Here is an 18588-nt window from a genome sequence, read left to right as displayed (position 1 = left end):
ATCATTTGGAGTAAATCATATGAGCATGCAAGATCCGATTTCGGATATGCTGACCCGCGTTCGTAACGGTCAGGCAGCAAACAAAGTTGCTGTTAAAATGCCTTCTTCAAAGCTTAAAGTTGCAATTGCTGCACTACTAAAAGCTGAAGGTTACATCACTGATTTCGCTGTTGAAGGCGAAGTTAAACCTGAGCTAGAAGTTACACTTAAGTACTTCCAAGCTAAACCGGTAATCGAGCAACTTAAACGTGTTTCTCGTCCAGGTCTACGTGTTTACAAGAAGAAAGATCAACTTCCTTCTGTAATGGGTGGTCTTGGTGTTGCTATCGTTTCTACTTCCAAGGGTCTTATGTCAGACCGCGCTGCACGTAAAGCAGGTCTTGGTGGTGAAATCATCTGCTACGTAGCTTAATAGGAGTAGACTATGTCTCGTGTTGCTAAAGCACCTGTCGCTATTCCAGCTGGCGTAGAGGTGAAACTAAACGGCCAAGAAATCACTGTAAAAGGTGCTAAAGGCGAACTATCACGCGTTCTTAACGCTGCGGTAGTTGTTGCTCAGGAAGAAAACAATCTTACTTTCGGTCCACGCGAAGGTGTTGCTAACGCATGGGCACAAGCAGGTACTGCTCGCGCTCTAGTTAACAACATGGTTGTTGGCGTTACTGAAGGCTTTACTAAGAAGCTAACCCTTAAGGGTGTTGGCTACCGTGCTGCTATGAAAGGCAACGCTGTAGGCCTAACTCTTGGCTTCTCTCACCCAGTTGAGCATGAATTGCCAGCGGGTATTAAAGCTGAGTGTCCAAGCCAAACTGAAATCGTGATCACTGGTTGTGACAAACAACTTGTTGGTCAGGTTGCGGCTGACATTCGTTCTTACCGTGAGCCTGAGCCTTATAAAGGCAAAGGTGTTCGTTACGCAGATGAAAATGTGCGTACTAAAGAAGCTAAGAAGAAGTAAGGTAACACTATGGATAAGAAAGCATCTCGCATCCGTCGTGCTACACGCGCACGTCGTAAGATTGCAGAACTGGGTGCAACTCGCCTAGTAGTACACCGTACTCCTCGTCACGTGTACGCTCAGGTTATCGCATCAAACGGCTCTGAGGTTATCGCATCAGCTTCTACTGTAGAAAAAGCGATCCGTGAGCAAATTAAGAACACTGGTAACATCGATGCAGCTAAAGCAGTAGGTAAAGCTGTTGCTGAGCGCGCTCTTGAAAAAGGCGTTGAGTCAGTTGCATTTGATCGTTCTGGTTTCCAATACCACGGTCGAGTGGCGGCGCTAGCAGAATCTGCTCGCGAAGCCGGTCTGAAATTCTAAGGTAGGGTTGGAAGATGGCTAAAGAACAACAAGTTCAAGCGAATGATTTGCAAGAAAAGCTAATCGCAGTTAACCGTGTATCTAAGACGGTTAAAGGTGGTCGAATCATGAGCTTCACTGCACTAACAGTAGTTGGTGACGGTAACGGTCGTGTAGGTTTCGGTTACGGCAAAGCTCGTGAAGTACCTGCAGCGATCCAGAAAGCAATGGAAAAAGCGCGTCGTAACATGACTACGATCGCTCTAAACGAAGGCACTCTTCACCACCCGGTGAAAGGTCGTCATTCGGGCTCTAAAGTTTACATGCAGCCTGCTGCGGAAGGTACTGGTGTTATCGCAGGTGGTGCGATGCGTGCAGTACTAGAAGTTGCTGGTGTACACAACGTACTATCTAAAGCATACGGTTCTACGAACCCTATCAACATCGTTCGTGCAACGATCGATGCACTAGGTAGCATGAAGTCGCCAGAAATGGTTGCTGCTAAACGTGGTCTAACTGTTGAATCTATTTCGGAGTAAGAACACCATGGCAACTATTAAAGTAACTCAAACTAAAAGCTCAATTGGTCGTCTACCTAAGCACAAAGCGTGTCTTAAAGGTCTAGGCCTTCGTAAAATCAACCACACAGTAGAACTTGAAGATACTCCGTGCGTGCGCGGTATGATCAACAAGGTTTACTACATGGTTAAAGTTGAGGAGTAATCAGAATGCGTTTGAATACTCTATCACCAGCTGCTGGTGCTAAGACTGCTGCTAAGCGCGTAGGTCGTGGTATCGGTTCTGGCCTAGGTAAGACTGGTGGCCGCGGCCACAAAGGTCAAAAGTCACGTTCTGGCGGTTCAGTTCGTCCAGGTTTTGAAGGCGGTCAGATGCCTCTAAAACAACGTCTACCAAAATTCGGTTTCACTTCTCGTAAGAGCCTAGTGTCTGCTGAAGTTCGCCTAGCTGAGCTAGCGAAAGTAACTGGTGACGTAGTAGATCTAAACAGCCTTAAAGCTGCTAACGTTATCACTAAGAACATCGAATTTGTAAAAGTTGTTCTATCTGGTGAGCTTAACAAAGCAGTGACTGTAAAAGGTCTACGTGTGACTAAAGGCGCTAAAGCTGCAATCGAAGCTGCAGGCGGTAAAATCGAGGAATAATCTCGAGGAACGAGGTACAGATGGCTAAGAAACCAGGACAAGATTTTCGTAGTGCTCAGAGCGGCTTAAGTGAACTAAAGTCGCGCTTGTTATTCGTAGTGGGTGCACTTTTAGTATTCCGAGCCGGCTCTTTTGTGCCGATTCCTGGTATTGACGCTGCTGTACTTGCCGAATTGTTCGAACAGCAAAAAGGTACCATCGTAGAAATGTTTAACATGTTCTCCGGTGGTGCTCTTGAGCGTGCATCTATATTAGCGTTGGGCATCATGCCGTATATTTCGGCATCTATTGTTGTCCAACTGCTAACTGTAGTTCATCCAGCGTTAGCTGAACTCAAAAAAGAGGGTGAAGCAGGCCGTCGTAAGATCAGCCAATATACACGCTACGGCACGCTTGTACTTGCAACATTCCAAGCTATTGGTATTGCAACAGGCTTACCAAACATGGTCGATAATCTGGTTGTTATCAACCAAACCATGTTTACGCTTATTGCTACCGTAAGTTTAGTAACCGGTACCATGTTCCTTATGTGGTTAGGTGAACAAATTACAGAGCGTGGAATTGGTAACGGTATTTCGTTACTAATCTTTGCAGGTATTGTTGCTGGATTGCCTTCTGCAATCGGTCAAACAATCGAGCAAGCGCGTCAAGGTGAATTGCATGTACTTCTTCTGCTGCTGATTGGTGTACTTGCTTTTGCAGTTATTTACTTCGTTGTTTTCATGGAGCGTGGTCAGCGTCGAATCGTTGTTAACTACGCAAAGCGTCAACAAGGTCGTAAGGTATTTGCTGCGCAAAGCACTCACTTGCCACTTAAAATTAATATGGCAGGTGTTATTCCAGCAATCTTTGCATCGAGCATTATCTTGTTCCCAGGAACATTGGCTCAGTGGTTTGGTCAGAATGGTGAGAGCAGCGCGTTCGGTTGGTTAACTGACGTGTCTTTGGCTCTTAGCCCAGGTCAGCCTCTGTATGTAATGCTATATGCAGCAGCGATTATATTTTTCTGTTTCTTCTACACGGCGTTGGTTTTCAACCCGCGTGAAACAGCAGATAACTTGAAGAAGTCCGGTGCATTCGTACCCGGCATCCGCCCAGGTGAGCAGACAGCTAAGTATATTGATAAAGTAATGACGCGTTTAACCCTAGCAGGTGCGCTATACATTACCTTTATCTGTCTGATTCCGGAGTTCATGATGGTCGCGTGGAACGTACGTTTCTACTTCGGCGGTACATCTCTACTAATCGTAGTAGTTGTTATCATGGACTTTATGGCACAGGTACAGACTCATATGATGTCTCAACAGTATGATTCTGTGTTGAAGAAAGCGAATCTGAAAGGCTATGGCCGTTAATCCGGCGGTAGACTCAGATTTCATTTACGGAGTTTAGCAATGAAAGTTCGTGCTTCCGTTAAAAAAATCTGCCGTAACTGTAAAGTTATCAAGCGTAACGGTGTCGTTCGCGTGATTTGCAGTGAGCCAAAGCACAAACAGCGCCAAGGCTAATTAAGCAGAAATTTTTACTTGAAATATAAGGTAGTGTCGAGTATATTCCTCGGCCTACCTTTTGCGTGCAAAAGAAGTAGTATTCCGCAGCGTATCCTAGACGGGCTTTGCTGCGGCTAATTCTTTTATGAAACACTAGGAGTGAATAATGGCCCGTATTGCAGGCATTAACATTCCTGATCAAAAACATGCTGTGATTGCGCTAACGTCAATCTACGGCATCGGTAAAACTCGCTCTCAAGCTATTCTAGCTGAAGTGGGTATTGCTGAAGATGTTAAGATCAGTGAACTAACTGAAGAGCAGATCGATCAACTGCGTGATGGTGTAGCTAAGTACACTGTAGAAGGTGATCTACGTCGTGAAGTATCAATGAACATCAAGCGTCTTATGGACCTTGGTTGTTACCGTGGTCTTCGTCATCGTCGCAGTCTACCACTACGTGGACAGCGTACTAAAACCAATGCTCGCACCCGTAAGGGTCCGCGTAAGCCGATCAAGAAATAATCGGGAAGGTAGAGTACAATGGCTAAACAACCAACTCGCGCTCGTAAGCGCGTACGCAAGCAAGTTGCAGATGGCGTAGCGCACATCCATGCATCTTTCAATAACACAATCGTAACCATCACTGACCGTCAAGGTAATGCTCTTGCATGGGCTACTGCAGGTGGTTCAGGTTTCCGTGGTTCTCGTAAGTCTACTCCGTTCGCTGCACAGGTTGCTGCTGAGCGTTGTGCTGAAATGGCTAAAGAATACGGTCTAAAGAACTTGGAAGTTATGGTTAAGGGTCCAGGTCCAGGTCGTGAATCTACTGTTCGCGCACTGAACGCTGCTGGTTTCCGCATCACAAACATTGTTGATGCTACACCAATCCCTCATAACGGTTGTCGTCCACCTAAGAAACGTCGCGTATAACGTTTTTTAGATTACTGGAGAAAGATCATGGCAAGATATTTGGGTCCTAAGCTGAAGCTTAGCCGTCGCGAAGGTACTGACTTATTCCTTAAGTCTGGTGTACGCGCGATCGATACCAAGTGTAAAATTGATAACGCACCAGGTGTACACGGCGCTCGTCGCGGTCGTCTATCTGAGTATGGCGTTCAGCTTCGTGAGAAGCAAAAAGTTCGTCGTATGTACGGCGTTCTAGAAAAACAATTCCGTAACTACTACAAAGATGCTGCTCGCCTAAAAGGCAACACTGGTGAAAACCTACTTCAGCTTCTTGAAGGTCGTCTTGATAACGTAGTTTACCGCATGGGCTTTGGTGCAACTCGCGCAGAAGCACGCCAGCTAGTTAGCCACAAAGCTATCCTAGTTAACGGTAAAGTTGTAAACGTTCCTTCTTTCAAAGTTGCGGCTAACGACGTTGTTTCTATCCGCGAGAAAGCTAAACAGCAATCTCGTATCAAGGCTGCTCTAGAAGTTGCTGAACAACGTGAAAAACCAACTTGGATTGAAGTAGATGGTGGTAAGATGGAAGGTACGTTCAAGCGTATGCCTGAACGTTCAGATCTATCTGCTGACATCAACGAACAATTGATCGTCGAGCTTTACTCTAAGTAAGGTTTAAACTAAAGAGAGGACACAATGCAGGGTTCTGTAACAGAATTTCTTAAGCCACGTCTTGTTGACATCGAACAGGTTAGCACGACTCACGCAAAAGTAACTCTTGAGCCATTAGAGCGTGGTTTTGGCCATACTCTTGGTAATGCACTTCGCCGTATTCTTCTATCTTCTATGCCAGGTTGTGCTGTAACAGAAGTAGAAATCGAAGGCGTACTTCATGAGTACAGCACTAAAGAAGGCGTTCAAGAAGATATTCTTGAAATCCTACTTAACCTTAAAGGTTTAGCTGTACGCGTTGCCGAAGGCAAAGATGAAGTGTTCATTACTTTGAACAAATCAGGCTCGGGCCCTGTGGTTGCAGGTGACATCACCCATGATGGTGATGTAGAGATCGCTAACCCTGAACACGTTGTTTGTCACCTAACAGATGACAACGCTGAGATCGCAATGCGTATCAAAGTTGAACGTGGTCGTGGTTATGTTCCAGCTTCGGCTCGTATCCATACTGAAGAAGATGAGCGTCCAATTGGTCGCCTACTGGTTGACGCTACGTACAGTCCAGTAGACAAGATTGCTTACTCTGTTGAAGCAGCTCGTGTAGAGCAGCGTACAGACTTAGACAAGCTTGTTATCGATATGGAAACGAACGGTACTCTAGACCCTGAGGAAGCAATCCGTCGTGCAGCTACTATCCTAGCTGAGCAATTGGATGCGTTCGTAGATCTTCGTGATGTACGTGTACCTGAGGAGAAGGAAGAGAAGCCAGAATTCGATCCGATCCTACTGCGTCCTGTAGACGATCTTGAACTAACAGTTCGCTCTGCTAACTGTCTGAAAGCAGAAGCGATTCACTACATCGGTGATCTTGTACAGCGTACTGAGGTTGAGCTACTTAAAACGCCTAACCTTGGTAAAAAATCTCTTACAGAGATCAAAGACGTACTTGCATCACGTGGTCTGTCTCTGGGCATGCGCCTAGAAAACTGGCCACCAGCGTCTATCGCTGAAGATTAATCGATAAAGTTAGAAGGATTAGGTCATGCGCCATCGTAAGAGTGGTCGTCAACTCAACCGCAACAGCTCACATCGTAAAGCGATGTTTAGCAACATGGCTAGCTCTCTAGTACGTCATGAAGTTATCAAGACTACATTGCCTAAAGCAAAAGAGCTACGTCGCGTAGTTGAGCCTTTGATTACACTAGCTAAGACTGACAGCGTTGCTAACCGTCGTCTAGCATTTGCACGTACTCGTGACAACGAAGTAGTTGCAAAACTATTTAACGAACTAGGTCCACGTTTTGCTGCTCGTCAGGGCGGTTACACTCGTATCCTAAAAGCTGGTTTCCGTACTGGTGATAAAGCTCCAATGGCTTACATTGAGCTTGTAGATCGCCCAGTTGCTGAAGAAGCTGCTGAGTAATCAGGTTCGTAAGAACGAAAAAGCCGAGCATTAGCTCGGCTTTTTTGCGTTTGGATATAGGGAAAGAACGGGCTATGCCCTGCGAGAATTTAGAACGCTTCGCTTCGAGAACGGACTTCGTCCTTCGAGAGGCGTATAGCTAATGAGCAGACATCTGGTTCAGAGTTTTTGTTAGGGACTTCTTCTAAAACGCAGAAAAAAGGTTGATGCTTTAACGTCAATCTTCCAAGATTTTCTCGCTTCTCGCTTCTCGCTTCTCGCTTCTCGCTTCTCGCTTCTCGCTTCTCGCTTTACTGCCAGACTGTACCCAAGCTACCCAACAACCCGCTGCTTGCGCCTTGGCTTTGCAATGCACTTAAGATGATAGGAGTGAAGGTTGATATTAGAGACGGGTCCATTCCTAATGCTGAAAAAGCGCTCTTAACGGATTCGTTGTTGGCAATCATGGTGCTTAAACCACTCGATTGCAGAGAGTCAAACCCCGGGATAAGACTTGCCATTTCACTGCTTTCGCTGCCACTCAAAGAGTTCTGCGCTAAGGCTAACATTGAGCCGAGTCCGCCCACCGCTTGTTCAGAGGATACATTGGCATTGCTTTGTAGCGCTGAAACTAAATCTGTATCTGCCGCTCCTTGTGAAGACCATGCTTGTACCGCTCCCATTAAAGCTGCATTGGCGATTGTGCCATAATTGCTTTCAGTCGCACTTGCCTGATCATCGCTCGAAGTATTTTGGCATCCTACTAAAGCAAGACTTGCTAAAGTTGCTAGCGCTAATTTCTTGTACATTGTCTCTCCTTGTTTCAATAGTACCAATACGTGTTGTTTTGATAAGTATCATACATAAAAAACGGCGACACAATGGTCGCCGTTATACATGCTTTAATTTCTTAAAAATTAAAGGATGTCTAGAAGTTCTACTTCAAATACTAGAGCAGCAAATGGAGGGATAGCAGCACCTGCGCCACGCTCACCGTATGCTAGGTCTTGTGGGATGTATAGTTTCCACTTAGAACCTACAGGCATTAGTTGAAGTGCTTCAACCCAACCTTTGATTACGCCAGTTACTGGGAATTCAGCTGGTTGACCACGAGATACAGAGCTGTCGAATACAGTGCCGTCAGTTAGCTCACCGTGGTAGTGAACGCGAACTTGCTTGTCTGAAGTTGGGATTTCGCCAGTACCTTCGGTGATGATTTCGTACTGTAGGCCAGACTCAAGAACAGTCACTTCTGGACGTAGAGCATTGTCTGTTAGGAATGCTTCGCCGTCAGCTGCTGCAACTTTAGCTGCTTCTTGACGTGCTGCTTCAACGCGAGTGTGTAGCTCTTGTAGTGCGTTGTTGATTTCGTCGATTTCGATAGCTGGTTGCTCACCAACTAGTGCCGTTGCGATACCAGCAGCGATAGCGTCAACGTTTAGACCTTCAAGACCAGAACCAGCAAGTTGCTGACCCATTTGTAGACCGATACCGTAGCTAGCTTTCTGCTCTACAGTCTCAAATTTAACTTCAGACATGGTGTCTCTCTTTATATGGTGTATAAAGGCTAAAGGATACCAGTTATAGCCTTGTTATGAAACGGTTGACCTTAGATAGTCTCTGGCTACGTTGTGCGATTGAGATCGCCTTTTGACGACTTTTTGTCGAAATTTGACCGGGTTATTACCTTCAATGTCGAAAAATCCTATACTCATATGCGCTTGGTTTTTATACTTGTAGCGAAGGACGTTTGGAGACAAGATGCGATGAATCGCAGAAAGAAAAAGAAACAGCAGCGGGTGGATTACGTTGAACTAGCAAAAGTGAAGTTCAACCAAATTGATTGGCAGCAAATTAAACAGACCATTTTAGCTAAGTGGAATTTGTTACCTAAGCTGCATCAACGTGCGCTTATTATCATCACTCCATTGTTATTAGTGTTGCTTGTGATCCCAGTTCCTGAGACACAAACCGATACTCAGCCAGTCGTTTCGACTAACTCGCAGCGGGTCCAAGTTGATATCAATACACGTAGCCTTAGTGAGCAAAAAAGCGCCGAGCAGGATTCGCTCGTCTCTAAAGCTTGGAATGAGTATGAGGTCAAAAGTGGTGATACATTGGCTCAAGTCTTTCGTAGTAACGGCTTGGCTATGGCTGACCTTAATGCTTTGGTAAAGGTTGAAGGTTCGGATAAGCCTTTGAGCAGAATTAACAAAGGTCAACTTGTGCGATTTAAACTAGCCGAAAACGGCCAGCTTGATATCTTACAGCTTGAAAAAAGCGATCAGTCAGTGATGTTCTTCCGACTATCAGATGGTGGATTTGGTCGTAGCAAGTAATTGACTCTGAATAGTTTCAGCACCGCTTTCCATGGCATTAGGGGGAGGATAATCATCAATATCCCTAATGCTGTCAGCCAATCTGGCACTTCATCAAACCACATCACACCAAATAACGCGACAAACACTAACCCAGAATTTTCTGCCACTGCGATAGAGCTGGCTGGCGACTGTTGGTAGGCCATCACCGCAAAACCATTGTAGGTCAAGATCAAGGCGGCACTAGCCAAGATTAGCAGTAAGTGGTTATTTGATATCGGCTGCCAGTAAAATAACGCCAGTATGGCTGATATAGGCAGTGAAAGGACTGATGTCCAAAATAAGGTACTGACGACAGTTTGTTGGCTAGGTAGCTTTCGTGCGCTCAAGTTAAACAGGGCAAGAGTAAAGGTTGTTCCGAGTGCAAATAGCGCTGCCCAGTGAAACTCCGATGGCCGTAGCACCACCATTACACCGGCAAAACCGAAAATTGTTGCAGCACTACGCTGAAGTGTTGGTTTCTCTCCAAGCAACACAATCGCTAACGGCAGCATGAGTAGGGGGGCTGCGTAGAAAACTGCATTTGCCGTCGCCAAAGTTAAATGGGTGATAGCGACGACCATGCATCCGCTGCCAATTAGAATCAGATGCGCTCTGAGCAAATTTAACTTGGGGCTGTACATCTGTCGTTGTGACTGAGATTGTTTCCACCACAAAGGGAAAATAACCATAGCTGAAAGTAATTGGCGGATGAAGATGTACTGAAAGGTCGATACCTCACCATCAAGCAGCTTCACAGCTACATCGGAAAGAGAAGCTGCGAAGTTACCAATCACTAGCAGTATTATAGCGACGTAGGTTGCAGAGAGAGCCAAGGCTACTTTTCCAATTTCATATCAATGTGTGGGATGTCATCTTCTAAATACATAGCTGATGTTTGAACAAAACCGTGTCGTTGATAAAAAGAGGCTAAATGTTCCTGTGCGCCAATTTCAATCGACTCACTTGGCCATAATGATTCACAGTCGGCTAATGCTTGTTGCAATAGTTTATGACCTAAACCACCACCTCGATGACTTTCTTTGGTGGCAACGCGACCAATGCTAACTGACGGATAACTGGTTCCTTTCGGTAACAAACGTGCGCAAGCTATGAGCTCATCACCTTGATAACCGAGCAGGTGGAAAACGCCTAACTGGTGGTCTTTATCATCCAACTCTGGGTAAGGACAAGTTTGCTCGACGACGAAGACGTCGACTCTAAGCTTAAGCAGAGTATACAGTTGCTCAGTGGTGAGGTCGGAAAAAGGTTTAAGTTGCCAAGTAATCATTGTTTATCTGTCTTGCTGTTATTGATATCGCCAATGTAGCAAGACAGTTTTCGTTCAGCATTAACAATTGTTAACTTTGGCTGCGCTTTTTGATTCGACTTAGGCTAATTGGAGTAATACCAAGATACGCTGCGATTTGATAATCGTTGAGGCGTTCAAGTAGATTTGGATAGTGTTGGCAGAACAGCTCATAGCGCTCTTCTGGGCTATAAAGCAACATAAAACGCTCTTTGTTTTCTTTGTACATAAGCTGAGTTTCAAGCAGCTTGAGGTAAATACTGTGTTTTTGCTCGCGCCACACCCGCAAGGTGTCAATAGGGAGAGAAAGTAAGGTGCACTGGGTCAAAGACTCGAGCAAGTAAGGGGAGGGTTGTTGATTGACCAAGCTTTCAAAACCTATGATCCAGTCATTCTCCCAATAGAACTCTTTGCTGAACTCTTTGCCTTTATCGGTTAGATACGCAGAGTGGCACATTCCGTTTAACAAAAAGAAAATTTCTTCAGCGATTTCCCCTTGATGTAACAGAATATGGCGAGTTGGCAGCTCAATCAGTTGTGCTGATTGGCTGAGTTGTTCTATTTCAGGCTGAGTGAATCCGTTTTGTGACAGTTGCTGATGGAAAGCGTCAAACATAGTGGCAGAAATCTTACTTAGATGAAGTAGTGTCATTTTAAGATAAATGTTAACTAATAAAAAAGCCGCAATTTTTATTGCGGCTTTCAGCTAGTTTAATGAAGTGTTACTTCTGCAGGTCGATTTGGTAAACACCAAAACCAACATCATCCGTTGCGACACGTTTCATTGGGTATTGACCTTTTTCTTCAATGAACTTCGCCGCTTTTTCACTTGGTGATGTTTCAAAGCGAATATCAAGTTTCTTATCTGACTTGATTGACGCGAATGACCAGTTGTTATCTGCGCTTGGTGTTACTTCACCTTTTTCTTGGCTAACGCGAGTGATGTAAGCTGCGATAACCGAGCGGTTTTCATCTGGTGAATCAAAGGCAATAAACTCTGAACCTGTACCTGGGAACTTATTGCTGTAGGCGCGATAGTTGTTGGTAGCGATGAGGAAATCTTGCTTCACATCAATTGGCTTACCTTGGTAAGTTAGGCCAACAATACGCTCGGCACCTTGATTAACTACTTTACAGTTACCATCGTATTTCGCTGGTTGAGTGACGTCGATTTGGTAGTTTACACCGTCGATAACATCGAAGTTGTAAGTACGGAAACCATCCCAGTCGATAAGTTGCTGTGGTGCTGTGCTGTTTACGTCGATTTGCTTAAACTGCCCAGCGGTACACTCTAGCCACTCCTTAACTTCTTTACCTGTTACCTTCATCGCTACTAGTGTATTCGGATACAGGTAAAGGTCTGCGGCGTTACGGAACGTTAGCTGACCAGATTCAACTTCCGTGAAGTTTGCTGGGTCATTCTTACGACCACCCGCTTTGAATGGCGCTGCTGCAGAAAGTACCGGAATGTCAGAGAGATCAGGGTCGCCTTGAATGAAACGTTCTACGTAATCTTTTTGCGCTAAGTTAACGATTTGAACCGTTGGGTCATCTTGTACAAGTGCCAGGAAGCTGTACATTACGTCATTCGCTTTGCCAATCGGTTGGTTGACGAAATCGCGAGTCCCTTTGTGGTCAGCTTCAAGTGCCTTAACCATATCCGCATCGGCATCAGCAAGTGACTTCTTGCTCTTTTTGTCGAAGATAGGACGTGCTTGTGATTGACCATCAACGACAACCCACTTGCCGTCTTTTTCTTTAAGCTCTAGGTCAATAACACCGACGTGGCTACCCCAGCGACCAGGCATGACTGATGCTACACCGTTGATAGTGCCTTTTTGGTTATCAACGCCTTGAATGTTGTCAAAGCCTTTACCTGGGAATACGGCGTGCGAGTGACCAAATGCAATTGCGTCAATACCTTCAACTTCAGCTAAGTAGTATGTAGAGTTTTCAGCGCCATGCTTGTATGGGTCTGCTGCTACACCTGAGTGAGGAATCGCTACGATAACGTCCGCACCCTCTTTTTTCATCTGTGGAACCAGCTCTTCTGCTGTTTCCTTGATGTCTTTAGTGAACACCTTACCTTCTAGGTTCTTCTTATCCCAAACCATGATTTGTGGTGGAACAAACCCGATATAGCCCACTTTGACTTCATGCTCAGCGCCATCAACGTCTTTGAATTTGTGAGACTTAATGATGTAAGGCTTAAAGTAGTGCTCACCGGTTTTTTTATCAAACACGTTGGCGCTGATGTAAGGGAAGTCCGCATCGTTGATGGTTTCTGCTAGGAACTCTAAACCGTAGTTGAATTCGTGGTTACCAATGTTACCTACATCGTAGTTTAGTTGGTTCATCGCTTTGTACACTGGGTGAACTTCACCTACTTTGATGCCTTTCGCCGCCATGTAGTCCCCCATAGGGCTACCTTGGATTAAGTCACCGTTATCAACCAATACGCTGTTTTCAACTTCAGCGCGAGCTTGCTTTACCAAAGTAGCAGCACGAGTCAGACCAATTTTTTGTGATGGTTTGTCTTTGTAGTAGTCATAATCCATGACATTGGTGTGAATATCAGTGGTTTCTACGATACGTAGTTTGATCGTATCTGCCATTGCTGGGCCAGCCATGGCTAACATGCCACCTAGGACAGCAAGAGATAGGGGGTTCACTGCTACTTTCATTTTTGATGCTCCGATAGCGTTTGGGAAGACGCTGCATAATGTAACAAAATGAAATGAAACAATGATTTCATTGAAAGATAAAGTGTGATGTTGAGCAATTACTTTATAGCGTTCTGCTGTGAGTATCTCAAAATCGAGCAAGGGTTGAACAACCGTTGATTAACCGCTTATCAGGAATTGATATAAAAAATGAAATTTTAGAATTTCCGGTAATATAACAGGGGAGCCATAATGCCTTCATAGATTAGGTAAGGGTGACATTATGGCGAGCAAGGATAAGATTTCTCAATTTCCTCTGAGCAATCAGCACGCACAGCGCAGTACACAAACAGACCTCAATACCGTGGGTCAGAGTGTTTTAAGTCAAGGCGAAGTTGCACTCGTCGGTGCAGGACCTGGTGATGTTGAATTACTGACCCTGAAAGCGATTCGCTTTTTACAGCAAGCAGATGTCGTGCTTTATGACTATTTAGTATCAGATGACATCATGTCTTTGGTGCCAAGTGACACCATTTTGGTCTGTGTTGGCAAACGTGCTGGTCACCACAGTGTGCCCCAAGAAAAAACCAATCAACTACTACTCGACTTCGCTCTGCAAGGTCATCGTGTTGTACGCATAAAAGGAGGCGATCCTTTTATCTTCGGCCGCGGTGGGGAAGAGCTAGAAGTACTTGCAGAGGCAGGTATCTCCTTTCATGTCGTGCCAGGTATTACTGCCGCCGCAGGGGCGACAGCTTATGCGGGAATTCCTCTTACTCATCGTGACTATGCGCAATCGGCGATGTTTATCACGGGTCATCTTAAAGCGGAGCGTGATGAACTGGACTGGTCAACGTTAGCGCGTGGTAACCAGACATTGGTTATTTATATGGGATTGATTAAGTCGGAATACATCCAAAGTCAGCTGATTGAGCATGGTCGTCAGCCTGAAACGCCAATCGCGATTATCGAACGTGGCACACATAGCACACAGAGAGTATTTAAAGGTCAGCTTGGCGAGCTTGCTGATCTTGCCAAAGACGCTCAATCACCCTCGCTCATTGTTGTGGGGGAAGTGGTCGCCCTGTCAGAAAAACTTGCGTGGTTTGAGCCGCAAGTAGAACAAGGCACTACTCAGCGTCAATCAGCCTAACGCCATTATTTAGATTAGCCATAGGCTCAATGAGCCATAAAGGAAGCAACTAACATGGATCAAGAACGTTTAACCCATCTTAAGCAGCTTGAAGCGGAAAGTATTCACATCATTCGTGAAGTCGCTGCTGAGTTCGATAACCCAGTGATGATGTACTCAATTGGTAAGGATTCATCGGTCATGCTGCATTTGGCACGCAAGGCTTTTTACCCAGGTAAAATCCCTTTCCCGCTATTGCATGTCGATACCGACTGGAAGTTTAAGGAAATGATTAAATTCCGTGACCGTACCGCTGAGAAGTATGGCTTTGAGCTTTTGGTACATAAGAACCCTGAAGGTCTCGCTATGGGGTGCAGTCCATTTGTCCACGGCTCTTCAAAGCACACCGACATAATGAAGACACAGGGCCTGAAGCAGGCACTCAACAAGTATGGTTTTGATGCTGCCTTTGGTGGTGCGCGCCGCGATGAAGAAAAGTCTCGTGCGAAAGAGCGTGTTTATTCGTTTCGTGACAAGAACCATACTTGGGACCCGAAGAATCAGCGCCCTGAGCTATGGCGTACATACAACGGCCAAGTCAACAAGGGTGAGAGCATTCGTGTCTTCCCACTTTCAAACTGGACTGAGCTAGATATTTGGCAATACATCTACTTGGAAAACATTGAGATTGTACCGCTTTACCTTGCGGACAAACGCCCTGTCGTTGAGCGTGATGGCATGCTGATCATGGTTGACGATGACCGTATGGAGCTTCAACCAGGTGAGAAGATCGAAGAGAAAAGCGTTCGCTTCAGAACACTTGGTTGTTACCCACTGACTGGTGCCATTGAGTCTGAAGCCAATACGCTCACTGGCATTATTGAAGAGATGTTGGTTGCGACATCTAGTGAACGACAAGGCAGAGCGATCGACCACGATCAGTCTGGATCGATGGAACTTAAGAAACGCCAAGGTTACTTCTAATTAGGATCTAAGGAAAGAACATGAATAGCGCAGTTGAAGCTCAGCTTGAAGAGCTTGGTATTGAAGGATACCTAAAACAACACCAATACAAATCACTACTTAGATTCCTAACTTGTGGTTCAGTCGATGACGGTAAAAGTACCTTGATCGGTCGCTTACTGCATGACTCTAAGCAAATTTATGAAGATCAGTTGGCTGCGGTACACAACGATAGCCAACGTGTGGGAACAACTGGAGAACGCCCAGACCTTGCTTTGCTTGTTGATGGACTTCAGGCAGAGCGAGAACAAGGGATCACTATCGATGTGGCTTACCGTTACTTCTCAACTCAGAAACGTAAGTTCATCATTGCAGATACTCCGGGGCATGAGCAGTACACGCGCAATATGGCGACAGGGGCATCGACCTGTGATCTTGCTGTGATCTTGATTGATGCACGTAAAGGCGTACTGGATCAAACTCGCCGTCACTCATTTATCTCCAACCTACTTGGTCTTAAGCACTTTGTGGTTGCGGTAAACAAAATGGATCTTGTTGACTATTCACAGCAGCGTTTTGAACAGATTCGCGATGAGTATCTTGAGTTCTCCAAAAACCTGCAAGGCGAAACCGATATTCAAATCATCCCGCTTTCTGCACTTGAGGGGGATAACGTTGTTGAGCCTAGCCCGAAAATGGCTTGGTTCGAAGGTTCGCCGTTACTTGAGATTCTAGAAAACGTGGATGTTGACCAAGACAAAGAAATTGGTGAGTTCCGTTTCCCTGTCCAATACGTTAACCGTCCGAACCTAGATTTCCGGGGCTTTGCTGGCACGATTGCTTCCGGTAGCGTCAAAGTGGGTGATGAGGTTAAGGCATTGCCTTCTGGGAAAACCTCAAAAGTTGCACGTATTGTGACTTTTGACGGTGACCTTGAACAAGCTCAGGCTGGACTAGCCGTCACCGTAACGCTCGAGGATGAGATTGATATCAGCCGTGGTGATTTGATTGTGCTAAAAAATGCACAGGTTGAGTCGAGCAACCATTTACTGGCTGACGTTGTTTGGATGACTGAGCAGCCACTTCAGCCTGGTCGCGATTATGATGTAAAAATTGCTGGAAAGAAAACGGTCGGCCATGTCGAGGCGATTCGTCACCAGTATGACATCAACAATCTATCAACGCACAGCGCAGTTGAGCTACCTCTTAATGGTATTGGTCTATGTGAGTGGACTTTAACAGAGTCGGTGGCGCTTGATGATTACCTTGCCAGCCAAGATACCGGTGGTTTTATTATCATCGATCGCCTAACTAATGTAACAGTTGGTGCAGGTCTTGTGCGCGAAAGCTTATCTCATGTAGAAACTAAGGCCTCTGATATCTCTGCATTTGAACTAGAGCTGAATGCATTAGTTCGCAAGCACTTCCCACACTGGGAAGCAAAAGATATTAGTCAGCTACTCAAATAGCTGATTAGCGAGTAGGGAAGCGTTATGTGGCAGCAAGGATTTGTGTTGGCAATTTTACTCGGCATCGTTGCATGCTTGATCACAACACGAATTAAACCAAGTTATATCTTCGCCGGAGCAGCATTTGTTGCTTTCCTTGGTGGCATGATAGAGCTAGGTGAAGTGGCTACTAATTTCACCAACTCTTCGCTACTCACTTTAGTGCTGCTGATCTTAGCATCAGCAGCACTAGAAAAGACTCGCCTGATTAGCTGGGTGAGCCGCTCACTTTCAACCGGAAGGTTGGGTACTGTTGTTGCCAAGCTTGGTGTATCAACCGCATTGCTTTCTTCTTTCACCAATAATACAGCAGTGGTCGTTTCACTTATTGGTGCGATTAAACGTAATCAGCAACATGCCCCTTCAAAGCTATTGATCCCGCTCTCTTACGCAGCGATCTTAGGTGGCACACTGACCTTGATCGGTACGTCGACCAACTTGATCATTAACAGCTTTGTTGAAGATGCAGGGCTACCGAGTCTTGGTTTTTTTGCACCAACCATGATCGGTTTGTCTGTACTGCTTGGGGGGATGTTGATCCTGATCCCGCTGAGTTACCTACTACCTAACTATGATGATCAAAACCAAGATGAGTTACCTTACTTTCTAGAAGCGAGGGTTGAACCGGGGTCTCCTTTGGTCGGACGTAGCATTAGCGAGAATAATCTACGAGCTTTGCGTAAGTTGTTCTTGGCTGAAGTGGTTCGTGACGGCGAAACCATGCCGTCTGTTGAGCCTGACTTTGTGCTTCAGGCTCGCGACCGATTGTTGTTTTGTGGTGATATTGAAAGTGTGGCGACTCTGCAAGAGATCCAAGGCCTTACTTTGTTTGGTCAGCATCACCTCAATGGGCAAGGCTTTGTTGAAGTGGTTGTCAGTTCTTCGGCGAGCTTTTGTAATAAGACCCTTAAATCGAGTCACTTTCGTGATCGATTTGATGCTGTTGTGGTAGCAATACGCCGAGGGCATGAACGTTTGCAAGGTGGTTTAGGTAACATCACGCTTAATGCGGGGGATACCTTAGTGCTTGTACCCGGCAAGCGTTTTGAGCAAGAACGTCGTGCTCACCGTAAAGAGTTCGTACTGGTCAACGATTTAGATTCAAGTGCGCGCTTAGATGCGAATAAATCAGCTCTGGTTTTAATCGGTTTTGCTAGTGTTATTGCTCTTGCATTGTTAGAGGTGGTACCACTAATTAAAGGGCTGTCGGTTTTTCTTTTAGCTGCGCTATTTTTTGGCGTTGTTCAACTGGGTGAGCTGCGCAGACGTTTTCCGGTCGATATTGTAGTGATTGTTGGCTCGGCACTCTCTATCGCTCAATTGATGTTGTCGACTGGCCTGTCCGTTAGCTTAGGTCAGATGTTTATTGAAGGTTTCAATGGTTGGGGTGTGTTTGGCGCACTGGTTGCGACTTACCTTTTGACCCTTATTCTGACAGAACTCGTGACCAATAACGCTGCCGCAGCGTTGTCATTTCCTATCGGCTACAGTATGGCGATTGGCTACGGAGTGGATCCTATGCCTTTTATCATGGCGGTACTTTTTGGTGCTAGCGCAAGTTTTATTTCCCCCTACGGTTACCAAACGAATCTCTTGGTTTATAGCGTAGGTAATTACAAATTAAAAGATTATGTTCGAGTGGGAATTCCTCTATCTATTGTTTACTCCGTATTGGTGTTAACGCTCATTCCACTCTTCTTTCCGTTTTAAAAGGACTGAATT

At 45.5% G+C, this 18588-nt stretch carries 24 protein-coding genes; 18 read left to right on the top strand and 6 right to left on the bottom strand.

Going from position 1 to position 18588, the window contains the following annotated elements; translation table 11 throughout:
- Nucleotides 1-19: 19 nt before the first annotated feature.
- The 13 genes from rpsH (at nucleotide 20) to rplQ (ending at nucleotide 6955) form a co-directional block, all read left to right on the top strand.
- Complete coding sequence (gene rpsH, locus APB76_RS09285) at nucleotides 20-412, top strand: 30S ribosomal protein S8 (RefSeq protein WP_049844274.1); 393 nt, start codon at nucleotides 20-22, stop codon at nucleotides 410-412.
- A 12-nt stretch (nucleotides 413-424) separates the two neighbouring features.
- The gene (gene rplF, locus APB76_RS09280) at nucleotides 425-958 is read left to right on the top strand and encodes a 50S ribosomal protein L6 (RefSeq protein ID WP_049844275.1); all 534 of its coding nucleotides are present in this window, start codon (nucleotides 425-427) and stop codon (nucleotides 956-958) included.
- Nucleotides 959-967: 9 nt separating this feature from the next.
- Nucleotides 968-1321 carry a 50S ribosomal protein L18 gene (gene rplR, locus APB76_RS09275; protein WP_049844276.1) on the top strand — a complete coding sequence of 118 codons (354 nt, stop codon included), beginning with the start codon at nucleotides 968-970 and terminating at the stop codon, nucleotides 1319-1321.
- A 14-nt stretch (nucleotides 1322-1335) separates the two neighbouring features.
- Entirely contained in the window at nucleotides 1336-1839 is a 504-nt protein-coding gene (gene rpsE, locus APB76_RS09270) for a 30S ribosomal protein S5 (protein ID WP_004745894.1), read from the top strand.
- A gap of 7 nt (nucleotides 1840-1846) precedes the next feature.
- Complete coding sequence (gene rpmD, locus APB76_RS09265) at nucleotides 1847-2023, top strand: 50S ribosomal protein L30 (protein WP_004410429.1); 177 nt, start codon at nucleotides 1847-1849, stop codon at nucleotides 2021-2023.
- 5 nt (nucleotides 2024-2028) lie between these two features.
- Nucleotides 2029-2463, top strand: a complete 435-nt coding sequence (gene rplO / locus APB76_RS09260) for a 50S ribosomal protein L15 (RefSeq protein WP_004745896.1) — start codon at nucleotides 2029-2031, stop codon at nucleotides 2461-2463.
- A 20-nt stretch (nucleotides 2464-2483) separates the two neighbouring features.
- Nucleotides 2484-3818 carry a preprotein translocase subunit SecY gene (secY, locus tag APB76_RS09255; protein WP_049844277.1) on the top strand — a complete coding sequence of 445 codons (1335 nt, stop codon included), beginning with the start codon at nucleotides 2484-2486 and terminating at the stop codon, nucleotides 3816-3818.
- Nucleotides 3819-3857: 39 nt separating this feature from the next.
- Nucleotides 3858-3971, top strand: a complete 114-nt coding sequence (rpmJ, locus tag APB76_RS09250; RefSeq protein ID WP_000868186.1) for a 50S ribosomal protein L36 — start codon at nucleotides 3858-3860, stop codon at nucleotides 3969-3971.
- Between the two features lie 148 nt (nucleotides 3972-4119).
- A complete protein-coding gene (rpsM, locus tag APB76_RS09245; protein WP_005435100.1) occupies nucleotides 4120-4476 on the top strand; it encodes a 30S ribosomal protein S13 in 357 nt (118 codons plus the stop codon).
- 18 nt (nucleotides 4477-4494) lie between these two features.
- The gene (rpsK, locus tag APB76_RS09240) at nucleotides 4495-4884 is read left to right on the top strand and encodes a 30S ribosomal protein S11 (RefSeq protein ID WP_001118870.1); all 390 of its coding nucleotides are present in this window, start codon (nucleotides 4495-4497) and stop codon (nucleotides 4882-4884) included.
- Between the two features lie 27 nt (nucleotides 4885-4911).
- The gene (gene rpsD, locus APB76_RS09235) at nucleotides 4912-5532 is read left to right on the top strand and encodes a 30S ribosomal protein S4 (protein ID WP_045974704.1); all 621 of its coding nucleotides are present in this window, start codon (nucleotides 4912-4914) and stop codon (nucleotides 5530-5532) included.
- A 24-nt stretch (nucleotides 5533-5556) separates the two neighbouring features.
- Nucleotides 5557-6549 carry a DNA-directed RNA polymerase subunit alpha gene (locus APB76_RS09230; protein ID WP_049844278.1) on the top strand — a complete coding sequence of 331 codons (993 nt, stop codon included), beginning with the start codon at nucleotides 5557-5559 and terminating at the stop codon, nucleotides 6547-6549.
- A gap of 25 nt (nucleotides 6550-6574) precedes the next feature.
- Nucleotides 6575-6955 carry a 50S ribosomal protein L17 gene (gene rplQ / locus APB76_RS09225; RefSeq protein WP_054962921.1) on the top strand — a complete coding sequence of 127 codons (381 nt, stop codon included), beginning with the start codon at nucleotides 6575-6577 and terminating at the stop codon, nucleotides 6953-6955.
- 290 nt (nucleotides 6956-7245) lie between these two features.
- Here rplQ and APB76_RS09220 read toward each other — a convergent pair whose 3' ends face one another.
- Entirely contained in the window at nucleotides 7246-7743 is a 498-nt protein-coding gene (locus tag APB76_RS09220; RefSeq protein ID WP_054962922.1) for a DUF2780 domain-containing protein, read from the bottom strand.
- Nucleotides 7744-7851: 108 nt separating this feature from the next.
- Nucleotides 7852-8472, bottom strand: coding sequence for an FKBP-type peptidyl-prolyl cis-trans isomerase (locus APB76_RS09215; RefSeq protein ID WP_049844280.1), 621 nt, complete (start codon nucleotides 8470-8472; stop codon nucleotides 7852-7854).
- A 228-nt stretch (nucleotides 8473-8700) separates the two neighbouring features.
- Here APB76_RS09215 and APB76_RS09210 point away from each other — a divergent pair, with 228 nt between their 5' ends.
- Nucleotides 8701-9273: a LysM-like peptidoglycan-binding domain-containing protein gene (locus APB76_RS09210; RefSeq protein ID WP_054962923.1), complete on the top strand. Its 573-nt coding sequence runs from the start codon at nucleotides 8701-8703 to the stop codon at nucleotides 9271-9273.
- Here APB76_RS09210 and APB76_RS09205 read toward each other — a convergent pair.
- The 4 genes from APB76_RS09205 to cpdB all read right to left on the bottom strand — a co-directional run bounded on the left by APB76_RS09205 (nucleotide 9219) and on the right by cpdB (nucleotide 13284).
- Complete coding sequence (locus APB76_RS09205; protein WP_074181702.1) at nucleotides 9219-10127, bottom strand: DMT family transporter; 909 nt, start codon at nucleotides 10125-10127, stop codon at nucleotides 9219-9221. The genes APB76_RS09210 and APB76_RS09205 overlap by 55 nt on opposite strands.
- A 2-nt stretch (nucleotides 10128-10129) precedes the next feature.
- Complete coding sequence (locus tag APB76_RS09200; RefSeq protein ID WP_054962924.1) at nucleotides 10130-10582, bottom strand: GNAT family N-acetyltransferase; 453 nt, start codon at nucleotides 10580-10582, stop codon at nucleotides 10130-10132.
- Between the two features lie 70 nt (nucleotides 10583-10652).
- A complete protein-coding gene (locus APB76_RS09195) occupies nucleotides 10653-11216 on the bottom strand; it encodes a Crp/Fnr family transcriptional regulator (protein WP_049844283.1) in 564 nt (187 codons plus the stop codon).
- A gap of 106 nt (nucleotides 11217-11322) precedes the next feature.
- A complete protein-coding gene (gene cpdB, locus APB76_RS09190; protein ID WP_054962925.1) occupies nucleotides 11323-13284 on the bottom strand; it encodes a 2',3'-cyclic-nucleotide 2'-phosphodiesterase in 1962 nt (653 codons plus the stop codon).
- A 262-nt stretch (nucleotides 13285-13546) separates the two neighbouring features.
- On the opposite strand from cpdB, the gene cobA reads away from it, so the two are divergent.
- From cobA to APB76_RS09170, 4 genes are read left to right on the top strand one after another with little or no spacing between them, the layout of a single operon-like run.
- The gene (cobA, locus tag APB76_RS09185; RefSeq protein WP_054962926.1) at nucleotides 13547-14416 is read left to right on the top strand and encodes a uroporphyrinogen-III C-methyltransferase; all 870 of its coding nucleotides are present in this window, start codon (nucleotides 13547-13549) and stop codon (nucleotides 14414-14416) included.
- Nucleotides 14417-14470: 54 nt separating this feature from the next.
- Nucleotides 14471-15379: a sulfate adenylyltransferase subunit CysD gene (cysD, locus tag APB76_RS09180; RefSeq protein ID WP_049844286.1), complete on the top strand. Its 909-nt coding sequence runs from the start codon at nucleotides 14471-14473 to the stop codon at nucleotides 15377-15379.
- A 20-nt stretch (nucleotides 15380-15399) separates the two neighbouring features.
- Nucleotides 15400-16827: a sulfate adenylyltransferase subunit CysN gene (gene cysN / locus APB76_RS09175; protein ID WP_054962927.1), complete on the top strand. Its 1428-nt coding sequence runs from the start codon at nucleotides 15400-15402 to the stop codon at nucleotides 16825-16827.
- Between the two features lie 24 nt (nucleotides 16828-16851).
- Nucleotides 16852-18576 (top strand): SLC13 family permease, encoded by a 1725-nt coding sequence (locus APB76_RS09170; RefSeq protein WP_054962928.1) that lies wholly within the window; start codon nucleotides 16852-16854, stop codon nucleotides 18574-18576.
- The last annotated feature ends 12 nt before the right edge of the window (nucleotides 18577-18588 follow it).

The organism is Vibrio bivalvicida, from assembly GCF_001399455.2.
In the GTDB taxonomy this organism is placed as follows: domain Bacteria; phylum Pseudomonadota; class Gammaproteobacteria; order Enterobacterales; family Vibrionaceae; genus Vibrio; species Vibrio bivalvicida.
This window is presented reverse-complemented; position numbering and strand designations above follow the sequence as displayed.

Excerpts from the sequence above, each read along its gene's own strand:
- rpsH (WP_049844274.1), top strand. The coding sequence starts at position 20 with ATGAGCATGCAAGATCCGATTTCGGATATGCTGACCCGCGTTCGTAAC.
- rplF (WP_049844275.1), top strand. The coding sequence starts at position 425 with ATGTCTCGTGTTGCTAAAGCACCTGTCGCTATTCCAGCTGGCGTAGAG.
- rplR (WP_049844276.1), top strand. The coding sequence starts at position 968 with ATGGATAAGAAAGCATCTCGCATCCGTCGTGCTACACGCGCACGTCGT.
- rpsE (WP_004745894.1), top strand. The coding sequence starts at position 1,336 with ATGGCTAAAGAACAACAAGTTCAAGCGAATGATTTGCAAGAAAAGCTA.
- rpmD (WP_004410429.1), top strand. The coding sequence starts at position 1,847 with ATGGCAACTATTAAAGTAACTCAAACTAAAAGCTCAATTGGTCGTCTA.
- rplO (WP_004745896.1), top strand. The coding sequence starts at position 2,029 with ATGCGTTTGAATACTCTATCACCAGCTGCTGGTGCTAAGACTGCTGCT.
- secY (WP_049844277.1), top strand. The coding sequence starts at position 2,484 with ATGGCTAAGAAACCAGGACAAGATTTTCGTAGTGCTCAGAGCGGCTTA.
- rpmJ (WP_000868186.1), top strand. The coding sequence starts at position 3,858 with ATGAAAGTTCGTGCTTCCGTTAAAAAAATCTGCCGTAACTGTAAAGTT.
- rpsM (WP_005435100.1), top strand. The coding sequence starts at position 4,120 with ATGGCCCGTATTGCAGGCATTAACATTCCTGATCAAAAACATGCTGTG.
- rpsK (WP_001118870.1), top strand. The coding sequence starts at position 4,495 with ATGGCTAAACAACCAACTCGCGCTCGTAAGCGCGTACGCAAGCAAGTT.
- rpsD (WP_045974704.1), top strand. The coding sequence starts at position 4,912 with ATGGCAAGATATTTGGGTCCTAAGCTGAAGCTTAGCCGTCGCGAAGGT.
- APB76_RS09230 (WP_049844278.1), top strand. The coding sequence starts at position 5,557 with ATGCAGGGTTCTGTAACAGAATTTCTTAAGCCACGTCTTGTTGACATC.
- rplQ (WP_054962921.1), top strand. The coding sequence starts at position 6,575 with ATGCGCCATCGTAAGAGTGGTCGTCAACTCAACCGCAACAGCTCACAT.
- APB76_RS09220 (WP_054962922.1), bottom strand. The coding sequence starts at position 7,743 with ATGTACAAGAAATTAGCGCTAGCAACTTTAGCAAGTCTTGCTTTAGTA.
- APB76_RS09215 (WP_049844280.1), bottom strand. The coding sequence starts at position 8,472 with ATGTCTGAAGTTAAATTTGAGACTGTAGAGCAGAAAGCTAGCTACGGT.
- APB76_RS09210 (WP_054962923.1), top strand. The coding sequence starts at position 8,701 with ATGAATCGCAGAAAGAAAAAGAAACAGCAGCGGGTGGATTACGTTGAA.
- APB76_RS09200 (WP_054962924.1), bottom strand. The coding sequence starts at position 10,582 with ATGATTACTTGGCAACTTAAACCTTTTTCCGACCTCACCACTGAGCAA.
- APB76_RS09195 (WP_049844283.1), bottom strand. The coding sequence starts at position 11,216 with ATGTTTGACGCTTTCCATCAGCAACTGTCACAAAACGGATTCACTCAG.
- cpdB (WP_054962925.1), bottom strand. The coding sequence starts at position 13,284 with ATGAAAGTAGCAGTGAACCCCCTATCTCTTGCTGTCCTAGGTGGCATG.
- cobA (WP_054962926.1), top strand. The coding sequence starts at position 13,547 with ATGGCGAGCAAGGATAAGATTTCTCAATTTCCTCTGAGCAATCAGCAC.
- cysD (WP_049844286.1), top strand. The coding sequence starts at position 14,471 with ATGGATCAAGAACGTTTAACCCATCTTAAGCAGCTTGAAGCGGAAAGT.
- cysN (WP_054962927.1), top strand. The coding sequence starts at position 15,400 with ATGAATAGCGCAGTTGAAGCTCAGCTTGAAGAGCTTGGTATTGAAGGA.
- APB76_RS09170 (WP_054962928.1), top strand. The coding sequence starts at position 16,852 with ATGTGGCAGCAAGGATTTGTGTTGGCAATTTTACTCGGCATCGTTGCA.